Origin of the sequence: Paenibacillus ihbetae, assembly GCF_002741055.1 — a bacterium.
Classification (GTDB): Bacteria; Bacillota; Bacilli; order Paenibacillales; family Paenibacillaceae; genus Paenibacillus_AQ; species Paenibacillus_AQ ihbetae.
The window spans coordinates 2,032,071-2,045,846 of the sequence record NZ_CP016809.1 but is presented as its reverse complement, the minus strand read 5'-3'; the positions used below and the strand labels follow the sequence as shown (position 1 = coordinate 2,045,846).

General features: G+C 55.4%; 11 protein-coding genes. 10 read left to right on the top strand and 1 reads right to left on the bottom strand.

Translation table 11 applies throughout. The annotated features are described in order from the left end of the window. Nucleotides 1-7: 7 nt before the first annotated feature. The 10 genes from BBD41_RS09270 to BBD41_RS09220 all read left to right on the top strand — a co-directional run bounded on the left by BBD41_RS09270 (nt 8) and on the right by BBD41_RS09220 (nt 13,238). Nucleotides 8-1,423 (top strand): radical SAM protein, encoded by a 1,416-nt coding sequence (locus BBD41_RS09270; RefSeq protein ID WP_077569547.1) that lies wholly within the window; start codon nt 8-10, stop codon nt 1,421-1,423. Nucleotides 1,424-1,428: 5 nt separating this feature from the next. Further along, nucleotides 1,429-2,541, top strand: coding sequence for an SGNH/GDSL hydrolase family protein (locus BBD41_RS09265; protein ID WP_099477374.1), 1,113 nt, complete (start codon nt 1,429-1,431; stop codon nt 2,539-2,541). A gap of 585 nt (nt 2,542-3,126) precedes the next feature. After that, complete coding sequence (locus BBD41_RS09255) at nt 3,127-4,182, top strand: LacI family DNA-binding transcriptional regulator (protein ID WP_099477372.1); 1,056 nt, start codon at nt 3,127-3,129, stop codon at nt 4,180-4,182. Nucleotide 4,183: 1 nt separating this feature from the next. Further along, entirely contained in the window at nt 4,184-6,055 is a 1,872-nt protein-coding gene (locus BBD41_RS09250) for a sensor histidine kinase (protein WP_237087041.1), read from the top strand. Nucleotides 6,056-6,057: 2 nt separating this feature from the next. Beyond that, nucleotides 6,058-7,572 carry a response regulator gene (locus tag BBD41_RS09245; protein ID WP_099477370.1) on the top strand — a complete coding sequence of 505 codons (1,515 nt, stop codon included), beginning with the start codon at nt 6,058-6,060 and terminating at the stop codon, nt 7,570-7,572. A gap of 113 nt (nt 7,573-7,685) precedes the next feature. Continuing rightward, nucleotides 7,686-8,570, top strand: a complete 885-nt coding sequence (locus tag BBD41_RS09240) for a carbohydrate ABC transporter permease (RefSeq protein ID WP_099477369.1) — start codon at nt 7,686-7,688, stop codon at nt 8,568-8,570. After that, complete coding sequence (locus tag BBD41_RS09235) at nt 8,567-9,397, top strand: carbohydrate ABC transporter permease (RefSeq protein WP_099477368.1); 831 nt, start codon at nt 8,567-8,569, stop codon at nt 9,395-9,397. The genes BBD41_RS09240 and BBD41_RS09235 overlap by 4 nt, the downstream gene beginning before the upstream one ends. Before the next feature lie 287 nt (nt 9,398-9,684). After that, nucleotides 9,685-10,671 carry a glycoside hydrolase family 113 gene (locus BBD41_RS09230; RefSeq protein ID WP_099477367.1) on the top strand — a complete coding sequence of 329 codons (987 nt, stop codon included), beginning with the start codon at nt 9,685-9,687 and terminating at the stop codon, nt 10,669-10,671. 292 nt (nt 10,672-10,963) lie between these two features. Continuing rightward, the gene (locus tag BBD41_RS09225) at nt 10,964-12,274 is read left to right on the top strand and encodes an ABC transporter substrate-binding protein (RefSeq protein ID WP_099477366.1); all 1,311 of its coding nucleotides are present in this window, start codon (nt 10,964-10,966) and stop codon (nt 12,272-12,274) included. Nucleotides 12,275-12,656: 382 nt separating this feature from the next. Then, the gene (locus tag BBD41_RS09220) at nt 12,657-13,238 is read left to right on the top strand and encodes a YecA family protein (protein WP_099477365.1); all 582 of its coding nucleotides are present in this window, start codon (nt 12,657-12,659) and stop codon (nt 13,236-13,238) included. A 47-nt stretch (nt 13,239-13,285) separates the two neighbouring features. Here BBD41_RS09220 and BBD41_RS09215 read toward each other — a convergent pair whose 3' ends face one another. After that, on the bottom strand, nt 13,286-13,753 hold the full coding sequence (locus tag BBD41_RS09215) for a hypothetical protein (RefSeq protein WP_237087040.1): 468 nt from the start codon (nt 13,751-13,753) through the stop codon (nt 13,286-13,288). Nucleotides 13,754-13,776: the final 23 nt, after the last annotated feature.

Sequence of the window (13,776 nt, the reverse complement as noted above, 5' to 3'; positions counted from 1 at the left end):
TTACATTATGCCGAATCGGCCTTATCTGTATCATGAACTGACGAATAGCATTTGCACGACCTGTTACCGTAAAGTCGAAGCCAAGATCATTGAGGAGAACGGCAAGATCTATATGGTCAAGCGCTGCCTTGTTCACGGCCCTGAGAAAGTGCTGATCTCAACAGAGGTTGATTATTACCACCAGACGCGGAAGTTTATTAAACCCTCCGAAATGCCGCTGAAGTGGAACACGCCGATTCGTTACGGCTGTCCTTACGACTGCGGTTTATGCCCCGATCATGAGCAGCACAGCTGCTTGACCCTCCTCGAGATTACGGACCACTGCAATTTGCAGTGCCCGATCTGCTTCGCGGAATCATCGCCGCACCGTACCTCCTACCGTTCGCTTGAACAGATCGAGTTCATGCTCGACCGGATCGTTGAGAATGAAGGCGAGCCCGATATCGTGCAGATCAGCGGCGGGGAACCGACGACGCACCCGAATTTCTTCGAAATCCTGGATATGTGCAAGAGCCGACCTATCAAACACATTATGGTGAACACCAACGGCATCCGTATTGCTCAAGATGCCGAGTTTGCCCGGCGGCTGTCGGAATATATGCCCGGATTCGAGATTTATTTGCAGTTCGACAGCTTTGAAGCCCATGTATTGAAGGAGCTGAGAGGAGCTGATCTCAGACGCATCCGCCAGCAGGCCATCGATCGCTTGAATGAATTCAACATCTCCACTACGCTCGTGGTAACGCTGAAGAAAGGGCTCAATGACGGCGAAATCGGCGACATTATCCAGTATGGGATCAAGCAGCGGGCTGTGCGCGGCGTGACGATTCAGCCGATTCAGGCTGCCGGCCGCCTGGAGGGCTATGATCCGTCGACGGACCGGCTTACGGTAAGCGAAGTGCGCAGAATGATCATCGATCAGTCCGGAGTGTTCCAAGAGGCGGATATTCTGCCGGTGCCTTGCCACCCGGACTGCCTGGCGATGGGCTACGCGCTCAAGCTGGGCGGGGAGGTGCTGCCTCTGACAGGGATGATCGATCCGAATATTCTGCTTGAGGGCGACAGCAATACGATCGTATTTGAGCAGGATCCGGTCATCCGCGGCAAAATGTTCGAGCTGCTCTCTACCGGGCATTCCCCGCAGTCTTCGGCGCTGTCCTTGAAGAGCCTGCTTTGCTGCCTTCCTTTGGCGGCCGTGCCGGAGCAGATTACTTATGATAACGTGTTCCGCGTCATTATCATGCAGTTCCTCGATGCCCATAACTTCGATGTCCGCTCGGTCAAAAAATCATGCGTGCACATCGTCCATCCCGACGGGCGGATGATCCCGTTCGATACCTACAATCTGTTCTATCGGGACGATAAGGAAGAGCTGCTGAAGGAACGCAAAGAAGAGCTGGTCACCGCCTGGGACAGGGGGTAAGCCGCGTGGGAAGTGATAGCGAGAAGCTTACATCCAGCCCTCTGCATCAATTGGACCGCAATATGAGCATCGACGGCCCGCTCCCGGACGGCCTGCAGTGGCACTCTCCGCTGGAGGAGCCGTTTCACGTAGCCGGATTCGGCTGGTTTCCGGCTGAGCGACTGTACCGGAGATTGCCGGCAGTGCCGGACGTACCGGTCCGCCCGGAAGTGGATGCCTTGGCGAACTGCACCTCAGGCGGCCAGATCCGGTTCCGAACGGATTCGCGCACCGTATCGGTGCGCGTCCGCTTAACGTCAGGCTCCGGCATGTACCATATGCCGCCGACGGGAGAGTGCGGCATGGATGCTTATATCGGAGGCCCGGGGCGCTGGCTCCATGCGGGAACGGCAAGCTTCAAGGCCGGTCAGGATGAATACGAGAGCAGCCTGTTCACCTGCGCGGACGCCGAGGAGCGCTCCTTTATGCTGAACATGCCTTTATATCAGGGAGTACGGGAGCTGTGGATCGGACTGGAACCAGGTGCGAAGGTGTGGGGGCCGGAGCCGTACGAGTCAAGCAAAAGGGTGATCCTGTACGGCACTTCCATCACCCAGGGCGGGTGTGCGTCGAGGCCCGGCATGTCCTATACCAATATTCTTAGCAGGCATATCCATCTGGAGTTTATAAACCTTGGCTTCTCCGGCAATGGAAGAGGCGAGCCGGAGCTGGCAATGCTTGCCTCGCAGATTTCGGATCCTGCATGCTTCGTTATCGATTATGAAGCGAACTGCGGAGGTACGGAGGAGTACAGGCGAACCTTGCCGATTTTCATTGAGACCTACCGGGAAGCGCATCCGGATGTGCCGATCATTCTCGTATCGCGGATTCCGCATGGAGCGGAGTCCTTCAAGCCGGAGATCCGGGAAGGGCGGCTCGCCAGGCTGAAGTTCCAGTCGGAGCTTGTCGCGAAGCGGAATAAGGCCGGGGACCGGCATATTGTGTTCGTGGACGGGTCGAATCTGCTCGGCGACGACCCGGGCGAGGCGATGGTGGACGGCGTTCATCCGACGGATCTGGGCTTTCAGCGGATCGCAGACGGTCTGCTGCCGGTCATCCGGCAAGCGATAAGCCGATAAAGCAAGCATCGGACCGGCAATGGCCGATCCGTTCAATAAATTACCGCTGAATAGCGGCTGGGAACAAGACGGCACGGGAATCATTCCTGTGCCGTTTTTTATTTTGCTAAGCTCCACACAGGCCTCGCTTGTAGACTCTACCGCTGCTCCTCTGCGCAAGCACCACTGCAGGTTCTCACTTTAAGCACCATGGCAGAGTCCTCGATTGTAGGTCGACCACAAATCCTTCACTGTAAGCTCGACCGCTTCTCCTTTGCGGAAGGGCCGCCGCGCGTTCTCCGCATTAATCTCCAACCCAGATCCTCCATCGCAGATCCTCCATCGCAGATCCTCCATCGCAGATCCTCCATCGCAGATCCTCCATCGCAGATCCTCCATCGCAGATCCTCCATCGCAATCACCACTATAGGATCTCCGTTTAAACCTCAACGCATGTCACTAGCCGCAAGCTCGACCGCACGTTCACCACCGCAGGTTATCTACCACAAAGCAGAGGATAAAATCGGGATTGTTTTCCTAATTATTGTAATGTTATGATAACAACAAACTAACATATCGACGATAGATAAAGGAGGTGCTGTTTACATGGCAGGCAAAGTAACGATGCAGCAAATTGCCGATCATCTCGGCCTTTCAAAGTTCGCGGTTTCTAAAGCGCTTTCAGGTAAGCCCGGCGTCAGCCTGGAAACGCGGGAGCGCATTGTGAGCGTGGCGACGCAGCTCGGGTATTTCGCGAACAAAGCGCCAAAAAACGGAAGCCGGAAGAGCGAGGCGGCGGGCAGCCAGACAGCTGCGCGCGAAACCGTCATCGTGCTCGTCCCGAACGTCCGCTATCAGACCCGCGACTCGATGTATTGGGGGCGCATCATCGACGGGATAACGATCGAGCTTGAGCGCAGAGATATGGGGATGGTGATCGTGACCGACCAGTTCAAGGACAGCTTCGCCAATCTCATCAATCCCGCCGGCGTCAAGGGCATCATCGGCGTGGGCTTCATCTCGTCGCAGCTGCTGCTTGAAATCCGCAGCCTCGGCATTCCGTTCGTGCTCATTGACCATGAAGACCCGCTGATCCCGTCGGATGCGCTGTTCATGAATAATGTGGAATGTATTCGCAGGGCAGCCAGCTACCTGATCGGCTGCGGCCACCGGAAGCTGCAGTTCGTCGGCAACATCCGCTTCTCGAGAAGCTTCGCGGACCGCTATCAGGGATATCGGGCCATTCTGGAAGAGCATGGGATACCGCTGGGCCAGAACGAGGAGCTGCTTCGTCTTGAGGGCGAGAACCGATCCGAGTTGACCGAGGCGCTGGAAGGAATTTTAGGGAGGATGGATGAGCTGCCGACAGCCTTCGTATGCGCGAACGACTCCATTGCCATTTGCGTCATGACCGTACTCGGAAGAATGGATGTAGCGGTACCGGAACAATGCTCGGTTACCGGCTTCGATAACATCGAGGATGCGGTGTGCTCGTCCCCGTCGTTAAGCACGATCCATGTGCATAAGGAGGCGCTCGGCCAGCGGGCGGTGGAGAGCTTGCTAAGACGCGTGGAGCAGCCGGACAGCCCGCTGGAGAAAATACTGCTGGCCGGGGATTTCGTCATCCGGAATTCGACAGCTTATGCAAGGAAGGTTGACTGATGTGACAGGCTTCCGCCGTATTGCGCAGCTATGGAGAGAGCGGCCGGCCGGCCGGCTGGACCGCAAGCTGTCTGTCGTATTTTTATTTCTGATTATGCTGCCGATGGGGCTCATTACGTATTTTGCGGCGGAGCGTTATACGGCTTCGATCGAAAAGAATACCGTGGCCTACGTCTCCCAGCTGTCGAGCAAGATGATGGGCAAGCTGGACGATTACGTGAATGACATGATGAAGATTTCCATCATCCCTTCGTATTTGAATGAAATTCAATCAGGGCTGGACATGTCGAACCGGTATTACGAAGAGGGGGGGCCCTCTATGGCAGAGGACCGCCCGAACGAGAGCGAGGTCAAGCTGCAGATTACGCGGAAGGTCGAGCGCAGCATTTATTTCATGAACAATATCAAGGAAGGCACCAGCAATGTATATCTGTTCGATCTTTACGGCAACCCGTATTTCGTGGTCAAAAGCGGCGGCAGCCGCTCGAATCTGCAGCAGTATTACGAGGGCTGGAGGAAGCTCGCCACGGCGGCGAACGGCCGGCCCGTGCTGGTCAGCACGCAGGAGATTGCGGTTCCTGCCGGAAGCAAGCAGTATATGTTCACGGTCGTCCGCGACATCATCGACAAGTCATATCACTCCATCGGGACGATTGCGGTCGATGCAAACATCGGCGTGATCGAGAATATCGTGACCGACCTTGAGGATACGACCCGCGGAAAGACCTTTATTTTGGATGATAACGGAACCGTCATCTACGACAGCGAGAAAAAATACTTGGCGCGCAGCATGAACGAGCATGCGGCACTGGCACAGGTTACCGGAAGGGAGGGGAGCTTCCGCATGACGATTGAGGGCGAGTCCCAGCTCGTCGTGTACAACAAATCCGAGAAGACGGGATGGCTGATCCTGATAACGGTACCGGAGCAGCCGCTGATGAAGGAGGCTTTCGATACCCGCCGGATCACCATTGCCGCCGCCGTAGGCGTCACCGGATTTGCGCTCATGATCTCGCTCGTCCTTATCTATGCACTGATGCGGCCGCTGAGATCCATTGTCCAGCATATGAAGCAGGTGCAGACCGGCAACCTGGATGTCGTATTTCCGGTCCGCAGGCGGGATGAAGCGGGTTTGATCGGGATTTCCTTCAACCGCATGATGGCCCGGATCAAGCAGCTGATCGACGATATCTACGCGATGGAGGCGCGGAAGAAGGAAGCTCAGCTGGAGAGCCTGCAGCACCAGATCAACCCGCATTTTATTTACAATACGCTTGAGACGATCCGGATGACGGCCGTGCTTCATGATGATGCTGAGGTGGGGGAGATGGTCCAGCTGCTGGGGCAGCAGCTGCGGTACAGCATTCACGCCGGCAGCGAAATCGTCGAAGCGAGGCAGGAGTGGGCACATATTAAAGCCTATATCGAGCTGCTGAATTACCGATATGGAGATCGTTTCGTGCTTTCGCTGCCGGAAGAGGAAGCCGTTCACTCTATCCGGGTCATGAAGCTGCTGTTCCAGCCCATCATTGAGAACGCCGTCAATCATGGCTTCGATGAAACGAAAGCCGTCCTGCATCTGACGATTACCCATGAACGCGAGGGGAATCATCATATCTTCACCGTAGCGGATGACGGCCTAGGTATGCCGCCGGCAGCTCTTTCGAGGCTGCGCCGAGCGTTGGAGGAGGAGCAGCCGCAGGCCGCGGAAGGGCGGGGAATCGGTCTGCGCAACGTTCACGAACGCCTGCAGCTGCGATATGGCAGAGCTTACGGGCTTGCCGTTCAGAGCGAGGAGGAGCTCGGAACGACGGTCCGCATTACGATTCCAAGTGACGATACAGAGCAATATTTAAAAACAGGAGTTGGTTGAGGATGCTTACGATAGCTGTGGTGGATGACGAGGAGCGAATTCGGCTGGGGCTGGGCAAGCTGATTCGGGACGCGGGCGAGCCCTACCGTGTCGTGGGGACGTTCGCTAGCGGCCAGGAGCTGCTCGACCGAATGCATGAGCTGCAGCCGGACCTTGTCATTACCGATGTCAAAATGCCGCAGATGGACGGCCTCCAGCTGATGGCCCGCGTGCGGGAGCTCGCGAGCGGCACGAAAATCGCCGTGCTGAGCGGATATAACGATTTTGAGTACGCCCGGACGGCCATGCGCCAGGGCGCCGTGGAATATTTGCTGAAGCCGGTCAACATCAAGGAGCTGCATCAGCTGCTTGCCAACGTGCTTGAGATGGTGCAGAAGGAGCGAAGCGAACGAAGACTCGAATCGGATGATCTGGTGAGCTTCCTGCTGGGTCCGGGTGAGAACAGGGTGCCGGAGCATCTCTTCGAAGAGGTGTGCGCAAGACTGGACCGCCAGCCCTTGTTCCGGGGCTATTATGCCATACTGCTGCTTCAGGCTTCCTCGGAGGTGACGCCGGCCGCGCTGGAGCGTCTGACGACCGAGTGGGGGGAGGAGCGACGAATCGTGGGCTGCATCGACGGCCGAAGGGCCGTGATCCTGCCGGTGAGGCCCATCGAGCATGCCGGCATAGCCAGGGAACGCTCGGTGATGCTGCTGCAGCAGCTGCCTGCCGGAACCGCAGCCAAAGCAGGCATCAGCGGCGTATTCTCCGGCAGCCAGTGGCTGCCGCAAGCCTACGAGGAAGCGCTGCGCTCGCTGGAGCAGGCGTGGTACAGCCGGGAGCGGCGCGTATGCGGGGCCCAGGGAGACGGGCATGGGGCGCGGAGGAAGCCGGAGGAGCGCTACCGCCTGGTGCGGCTGCTGGACAAGCAGCTGTTTCCGGCTCTGCACGGGGGCGATTATGCCCGACTGCCGGATTTGGCCGGCGCCTGGCTGGATGAGGTTGCACCGTTGGCAGCCGGGTGGGCGGAGCTTAAAGAAGCGTGCGCAGCGATCGCGGCCCATGGCTCGGAGGAGCTGGAGCACCGCGGGATCTCCAAGGATGAGGTGCAATGGCCCCATGATCCGGGGCGGTTCGAGGATTGGCGGGCTTTTGCCGCTGCGCTGAAGGCCGCGATAGAGAAGCTGGTGGGTCATCTGGAGCAGATGAAGAGCGAGCACCGTGCCGTTGAAACGGTCAAAGCTTATATCCAGCAGCATTTTACCGAAGAGCTCGAGCTTCAGCATTTGGCCGATCTCGTTTATTTAACGCCAAGCTATTTAAGCAAGCTGTTCAAGACCGAGACGGGAGAAACGATCACGGATTATATCATCAGCGAGCGGATCGCACTGGCGAAGCGGCTGCTGAAGGAGGATCGCGGCCTGAAGACGTATAAGGTCGGTGAACAGGTAGGTTACCCCGACCCGGCTTATTTTACGAAGGTGTTCAAGAAGATGACGGGGAAAACGCCGAAGGAATACCGGGACTTTGTTAGGTGATTGTTATCTAAAATGAGGACAATAAAACGAAACCGAATCTATTATTTTTCAGCATGCTGTCTTTTATAATTATGAAATCGGTACCATTTCAAGCAGAAAGCGAGGAAGGGAGCTTGTTCAATTTCAGTTATAAAACACAGCGCTATCTTATTCTGTTCGGGTTCCTCATCATTCCCGTTATCCTGTCTCTGACCTTCTCGTATTATCCGGCGATTTCCCTGCTGTATTACAGCTTGACGGATTGGACCGGCCTCGGCTGGGATATGAATTTCATCGGACTGGATAATTATGTGGAAATATTTACGAAGCCTGAAGTGTTCAGTACGTTGAAGAACAATCTGTACTATTTGGGCGGCGGCCTGGTGCAGGTCGTCTTTGCCCTGTATTTCGCGGTCATTCTGACCGGGAAGCTGAAGGGGAGAAACGGCTTTCGCGTGGCTCTGTTTCTGCCGTATGTGCTGCACAGCGTCGCGACGGTAATCATGTTCAAGAACGTGTACCACATGGAATACGGCTCGCTGAACACGCTCCTTGGCGCGCTCGGGCTGGATTCTTGGCAGCAGAGCTGGCTCGGCGACAAGCGGATCGTGAATTTCGCGCTGGCATTCATCTCCATGTGGAAATACATGGGGCTGAACATGGTGATCTTCATCGGTGCGCTGCAGTCCATTCCAGGCGATCTTTATGAGGCCGCTTCCATCGATGGCGCGTCGGGCTGGCAGAAGTTCCGCTACATTACCCTGCCAAGCATCCGCGGCGTACTGGAGCTGATGCTTATCCTGACTCTGACAGGCGCGCTTGAGGCATTCGATATTCCGTTTGTCATGATGCTGGGCGCGAACGATACGTCAACCTTTGTCATCCATACGGTGAATACGGCGTTTAAGTACCAGAACTTCGGCCTGGCCTCGGCCATGGCGGTCGTGCTGCTCATCATGGTGCTGCTGTTTATCGTCATTCAGCGGAAGCTGTTGTTTAGAGAGGGGAGAAGCGAATGAAGCGGGAACGATCCATCGCAATGACGATTTTTAATTATTATACGCTGGCGGTTGCGCTGTTCGTTGTCTTCTTCCCGATCTACTCGATCGCGGTGGGAGCCTTCAAGACCCAGGTGGAGTATTATCAATCGGGTCTTGCGCTGCCGGACAATTTCTTCAACCTGGAAAACTTCAAGCGGGTGATCGACATCGGCGATCTGGGCCTTGGCTTCCGCAATATTTTGATCATTCTGGCCATTTCCGTGGCAGGGAACATCGTGCTTGGAACGATGGTTGCCTATGCGGTGGGACGCTTTGATTTCAAGCTGAAGAAGGCGATCATGGGCATGTACCTTGTGGCGCAGGTTATCCCGATGGTCACGACCCAGGTGGCAACGTTCAGCGTGATCCAAAGCCTGGGCGCCTACAATACGATGCTTGCGCCGATTCTGCTCTATTTGGGCGCGGACGTGCTCCAGATCGTCATTTATCTTCAATTCGTCAACAGCATTCCTAAGGATCTTGACGAGAGTGCCATGATCGAGGGAGCATCCCTGTTCAAAATCTATCGCTCCATCATCTTCCCGCTGCTTGCACCGGCTACGGCCACACTGATCATTCTGAAGAGCATTTCGATATATAACGATTTCTACACGCCGTATCTGTACATGCCGAAGCAGGATCTGAAGGTGGTATCCACCGCGATCTATTCGTTCATCGGTCCGAACGCGGCGCAGCTGAATGTCATTTCAGCGGGGATACTGATCATCTTTATTCCGACGGTGGTGCTCTTCTTGTTCATGCAGCGGTATATTTTTGCAGGCGTGACGAACGGGGCGGTCAAGTAATTAGGGGGACGCTGACGGTGACGGATCAAAAAGGGCTCGGAGGGCGCGATGTGACGGATAGGTGCACAGGGTTCGACGGGCCGATGTGACGTATAGGTATAGGGTTCGACGGGCTCGTTAGGCTAACGCAAAGTCCCCAACAGGCCCGCAGGCTAACGCTAAGGTTCCCAACAAGCCAACCGCTGTCCAAAGCGAGGAAAAGCAGCCCGCTGTTATCGGCCTATGCCCTGCTTGCCGGAGCCTGGTAAAGAGATCAATACAACATAACGGAGAGTGAGAGTGCCAATATGAATACAAACAAAGTTTGGCCGGAATATGTTAATGGCATGACATGGGGGTGGACCGGCATCCGGGGCACCTGGAGCGGACCCGAAGCGGAGTTCTCCATGGAGCGCATGGCGGAGATGAACGTGAACTGGACGGCGCTTGCGCTTTCCGCCGTGCAAGCAACGCCGCAGTCGACGGAGATTCCGTTTCGCGAGGAGCCGACGGTGACGGATGACGAGGTCAGATGGGCGATCCGCAAGGCGAAGCAGCTTGGCCTGAAGGTGTGCTTGAAGCCGGTCGTCAACGTTGGCAACGGTACGTGGCGGGCGCATATCAGCTTCTTCGATGAAGAGGTGCCCGGCGAGCCAAGCTGGGCGGAATGGTTCCGTTCCTACGGGGAGTTCATCCGCCACTATGCTGTGATCGCCGAAGAAGAGGGCTGCGAAATGCTGTGCATCGGCTGCGAGATGGTACAGGCCGATAAGCGCGAGGCCGAATGGCGGAGCCTGATTGCGGATGTCCGGTTGGTATATGGAGGCTTGATTACCTATAATTGCGATAAGTACCAGGAGGATCGCCTGACCTGGTGGGATGCGGTCGATATCATCTCGTCGAGCGGCTATTATCCGATCGATCAATGGGAGGCGCAGCTGAACCGAATCGAAGGCACGGTGAAAAAGTGGAACAAGCCATTCTTCTTCATGGAAGCCGGATGCCCGAGCCGCGAAGGCTCCGCGGCCCGGCCGAATGACTGGTCGCTGCCGGGCGGGCCGTCCGAGGCGGAGCAGGAGCGGTACTATGAAGCGATGTTCGCTGCATGCGCGCAGCGGGACTGGATGCAGGGATATATGCTGTGGGACTGGCCGGCCCGGCTGTACGACGCACAGGAGGCTTCGGAGAACGACGATTATTGCATGTACGGCAAACGCGCAGCCGAAACGGTGCGGCGCTTTTATGCAAGCGGCTCCCATGCATTGGAAGCCGGCGAGAGTTCCGACGCGCGATAACACATATGTTTTAAATAGGTTTATTGCTTTGTGAAGTGAACCGCATCGCATGCAGCTTTCGGCGCATGCGGTGCGGTATTTGCTTGAGAAGAGGCATTGGCGTCGGCCATCGACCGACTCCGACCTAACAAAAAAATCATAGGTTAGCATAATTTATGACAATAAAAACAAATGCACTTCATTTGTTTTGTTCCTGTTAGCTATTAATATTTGAGTTGTAAGCGATAACAATATCGGCATTCCCGGTATGGGACACGCCGGATCATTTCAAAGTACAGGGGGAAGACGACAAATGAAGAACAGACTGACGATGCTGCTGCTTCTGTTATTCACCGTATCATCCATATTGGCCGCCTGCGGAGGAAACAAAGCGAACGATGCGGGCACGACGCCTGGTGCGAGCACGGGCAGCGAAACGGCCGGCACCGAGGGAGAGACCGAGCTTGGCGGCAAGCTGAAGGTGCTGACGCACCGTACGGATCTTGTGAACGACGGAACGCTCGATAAGTACGAGGAGGCTTTTAAAGCCAAGTACCCGAAGGCCGAAATCGAATTCGAAGGCTTGACGAACTACGCCCAGGATATCCAGGTTCGCTTGACGACCGGAGAAGCCGGTGACGTGCTCATGATTCCGACCGGCCTTGCAACCTCGGAGTACCCGAAATATTTTGAACCGCTGCCGGATGCGATGTTCGAAAACGTGTATTTCGCGGACAATACGCTGTTCGAAGGCAAGCGTTACGGGATTTCGACCGGTGTTAATACGCAAGGGATCGTGTATAACAAAAAAGCGTTCGAGGCTGCAGGAATCGACAAGGTTCCTGGGACGCTGGATGAGCTTTATGCCGCGGCCGAGAAGCTGAAGGCTGCCGATATCATTCCGCTCTACATGAACTTCGGCGCTCAGTGGACGATGGGCAACTGGGCCGACAACTCGGCATGGTATGTGGCAGGCGATCCGCAGTACCACTCGAAGCTGGTATCGGAGGAAGCTCCGTTCCAGGTTGATAATGCATGGGGCACGCTGGCCCAGATTGCACGTACCTTCGTGCAGAAGGAGTGGGTAGAGAAGGATCTGTACACGAATAACTGGGAGATTTCGAAGGGGGAAATGGCTGCGGGCAAAGCCGGGATGTATTTCCTTGGCAACTGGGTCATTCCGCAGGTGATCGGCGCAGGCGCCGCTTCGGAGGACATTGGCTTCTTCCCGCTCCCTTACGACAACAGCGGCAAGTATAATGCACCGCTCGGTTCGGACTACTTCGTTGCAGTCAGCAAGGACAGCCAGAACAAGGAGCTGGCGACCGCTTGGGTGGAATTTTTCGTGAAGGAATCCGGCTACGTGGAAGATTCGGGCTTCATGCCGATTATCAAGACGGCCGAGTCCACCATTCCGCAGCTGGCAGAATTCCAGTCGTTTAATCCGACCCTCATCGAGAGTGAGGCGACCGATCCGAAGTTTAACGAGATTGCGAATAAAGCGCAGATCGGCATCGGCACCGGTGATTACGTGCAGGAATATGTCGTGGCCGAGGATCTGCAGGCAGCGTTCGACAAGCTGAACGCGAAGTGGAAGGAAGCGAAAACCGCGCTCGGTTACTAACGGGTCAAGCATCGAAGCCGAAGCAGTCTCCGTCATAGGGGCTGGCTTCGGTTTTCTTTATATAACATAACCAAGGCTCCAAGCTCCTAAATGGAGTATGTAAATCATGGGAAGGGATAAGTTTTTACAAATTTGTTACTTCTTACTTGCATAAAATGAAATATTATAGAATAATAAAATAGAGCGCGGCTTTCCACGAAGCAACCCGCGTTTTTTTTGCTATTCGCCCCGGCCATTCGTCTCTGAGCGTACAAGAACTGCCCTGTTAGGAGAGGAATCTGGGGAGGATCGGGAAGCCTGCATGAGCATTTTACAGGCAGAGGTGCGCTTTTCGAGCTTTTCCATGTATAATAGAAGAAATCATCTAAATAGGAGCTAGGAAATGAAAAAGCTAGGAAGAAACGATCTATGTCACTGCGGAAGCGGAAATAAGTACAAAAGATGTTGTCTTGAGAAGGATCAACGCACGATCCAAGGTAAGGTCATTCCGTTCCCTGGTACCCGAGCAGCATCCGTACCACAGCAAAAGGCTGACCAGCTGCGCCAGATGATTCACGATAGGCTGGATTGGATGGATTGGAATGCGGACGAGCACCGTGAGCTCGCCGAGTCGTTATTTCCGCAGATTTGCCGGGATTACGAGCTTAAGAGCGAGGAGGAGCTGTTTCAAGTATTCAGCCTGCTGATCGTCTGGAATAACTTCTCCAGGGAAGCCAATCCGAAGTACCGCAAGCCAGGCGGATACGCCAGTGCATTAGAATATATTGCGACTTCACTGCTTAACATCTCCGTGACGAAGTCCGACATTGCGAAGAAGCATGAGGTTGCCGTAGCAACCCTGACCCGCAACAGCGGACAGATTCAAGATTTTATGGATGGGATAGCAGCATCCGGTGACCAGCTGGACTCCGAGGATGCAGAAGAAAGTCATGAGGACAATCAGGATTTGTCCGTAGGGCGTTAATCCAGTCTTACGGAAATTATAGAGAAGCCGTCCCGGTTCGGGGCGGCTTATTCGCGTTGCTTACTCCAATCGCATGCGTGCCCGGCACCCACCAGTAGCCTCCCCAATGCAGCCCCATACAGCAAGTGGCCGGATAGCCACAGCAGGAGGGAGACCGGGTCGGTAAGCTCCGGCGTACGATCAGACAGCGCCGTTGTCGGGTACAACAGAAGGCCCACACCAGTGCAGGCGGCTGCGACAAAGGTGAAGGCCCGGCCATGCGGCCAGGCTTTCTTGCGCAGAATCACGCCCAATACGGCGCTAAGCAGGACAGAGATGGCAAGGTGGAGCAGAAACTCAGCCCCTTCCGACAGCTCCAGATGCTTCAGGCCGGGGATATAATCCACGTTCAGCAGCAGCGTATACACGTTGAATGAAGTGAAATGCTCGATGAGCTTAAGGTATATCCCAAGAAGGCTGCCGGCGGCAAGGCCTGCTCCGAGCATCCGGGCCGGCGTGATGAGAAGCTTCTTCAACCTATACGCCACCTTTGTATATT

Bases quoted from the DNA above. Each gene is read 5' to 3' on its own strand.
- BBD41_RS09270 (WP_077569547.1), top strand. From the start codon at position 8: ATGCCGAATCGGCCTTATCTGTATCATGAACTGACGAATAGCATTTGC.
- BBD41_RS09255 (WP_099477372.1), top strand. From the start codon at position 3,127: ATGGCAGGCAAAGTAACGATGCAGCAAATTGCCGATCATCTCGGCCTT.
- BBD41_RS09245 (WP_099477370.1), top strand. From the start codon at position 6,058: ATGCTTACGATAGCTGTGGTGGATGACGAGGAGCGAATTCGGCTGGGG.
- BBD41_RS09235 (WP_099477368.1), top strand. From the start codon at position 8,567: ATGAAGCGGGAACGATCCATCGCAATGACGATTTTTAATTATTATACG.
- BBD41_RS09230 (WP_099477367.1), top strand. From the start codon at position 9,685: ATGAATACAAACAAAGTTTGGCCGGAATATGTTAATGGCATGACATGG.
- BBD41_RS09225 (WP_099477366.1), top strand. From the start codon at position 10,964: ATGAAGAACAGACTGACGATGCTGCTGCTTCTGTTATTCACCGTATCA.
- BBD41_RS09220 (WP_099477365.1), top strand. From the start codon at position 12,657: ATGAAAAAGCTAGGAAGAAACGATCTATGTCACTGCGGAAGCGGAAAT.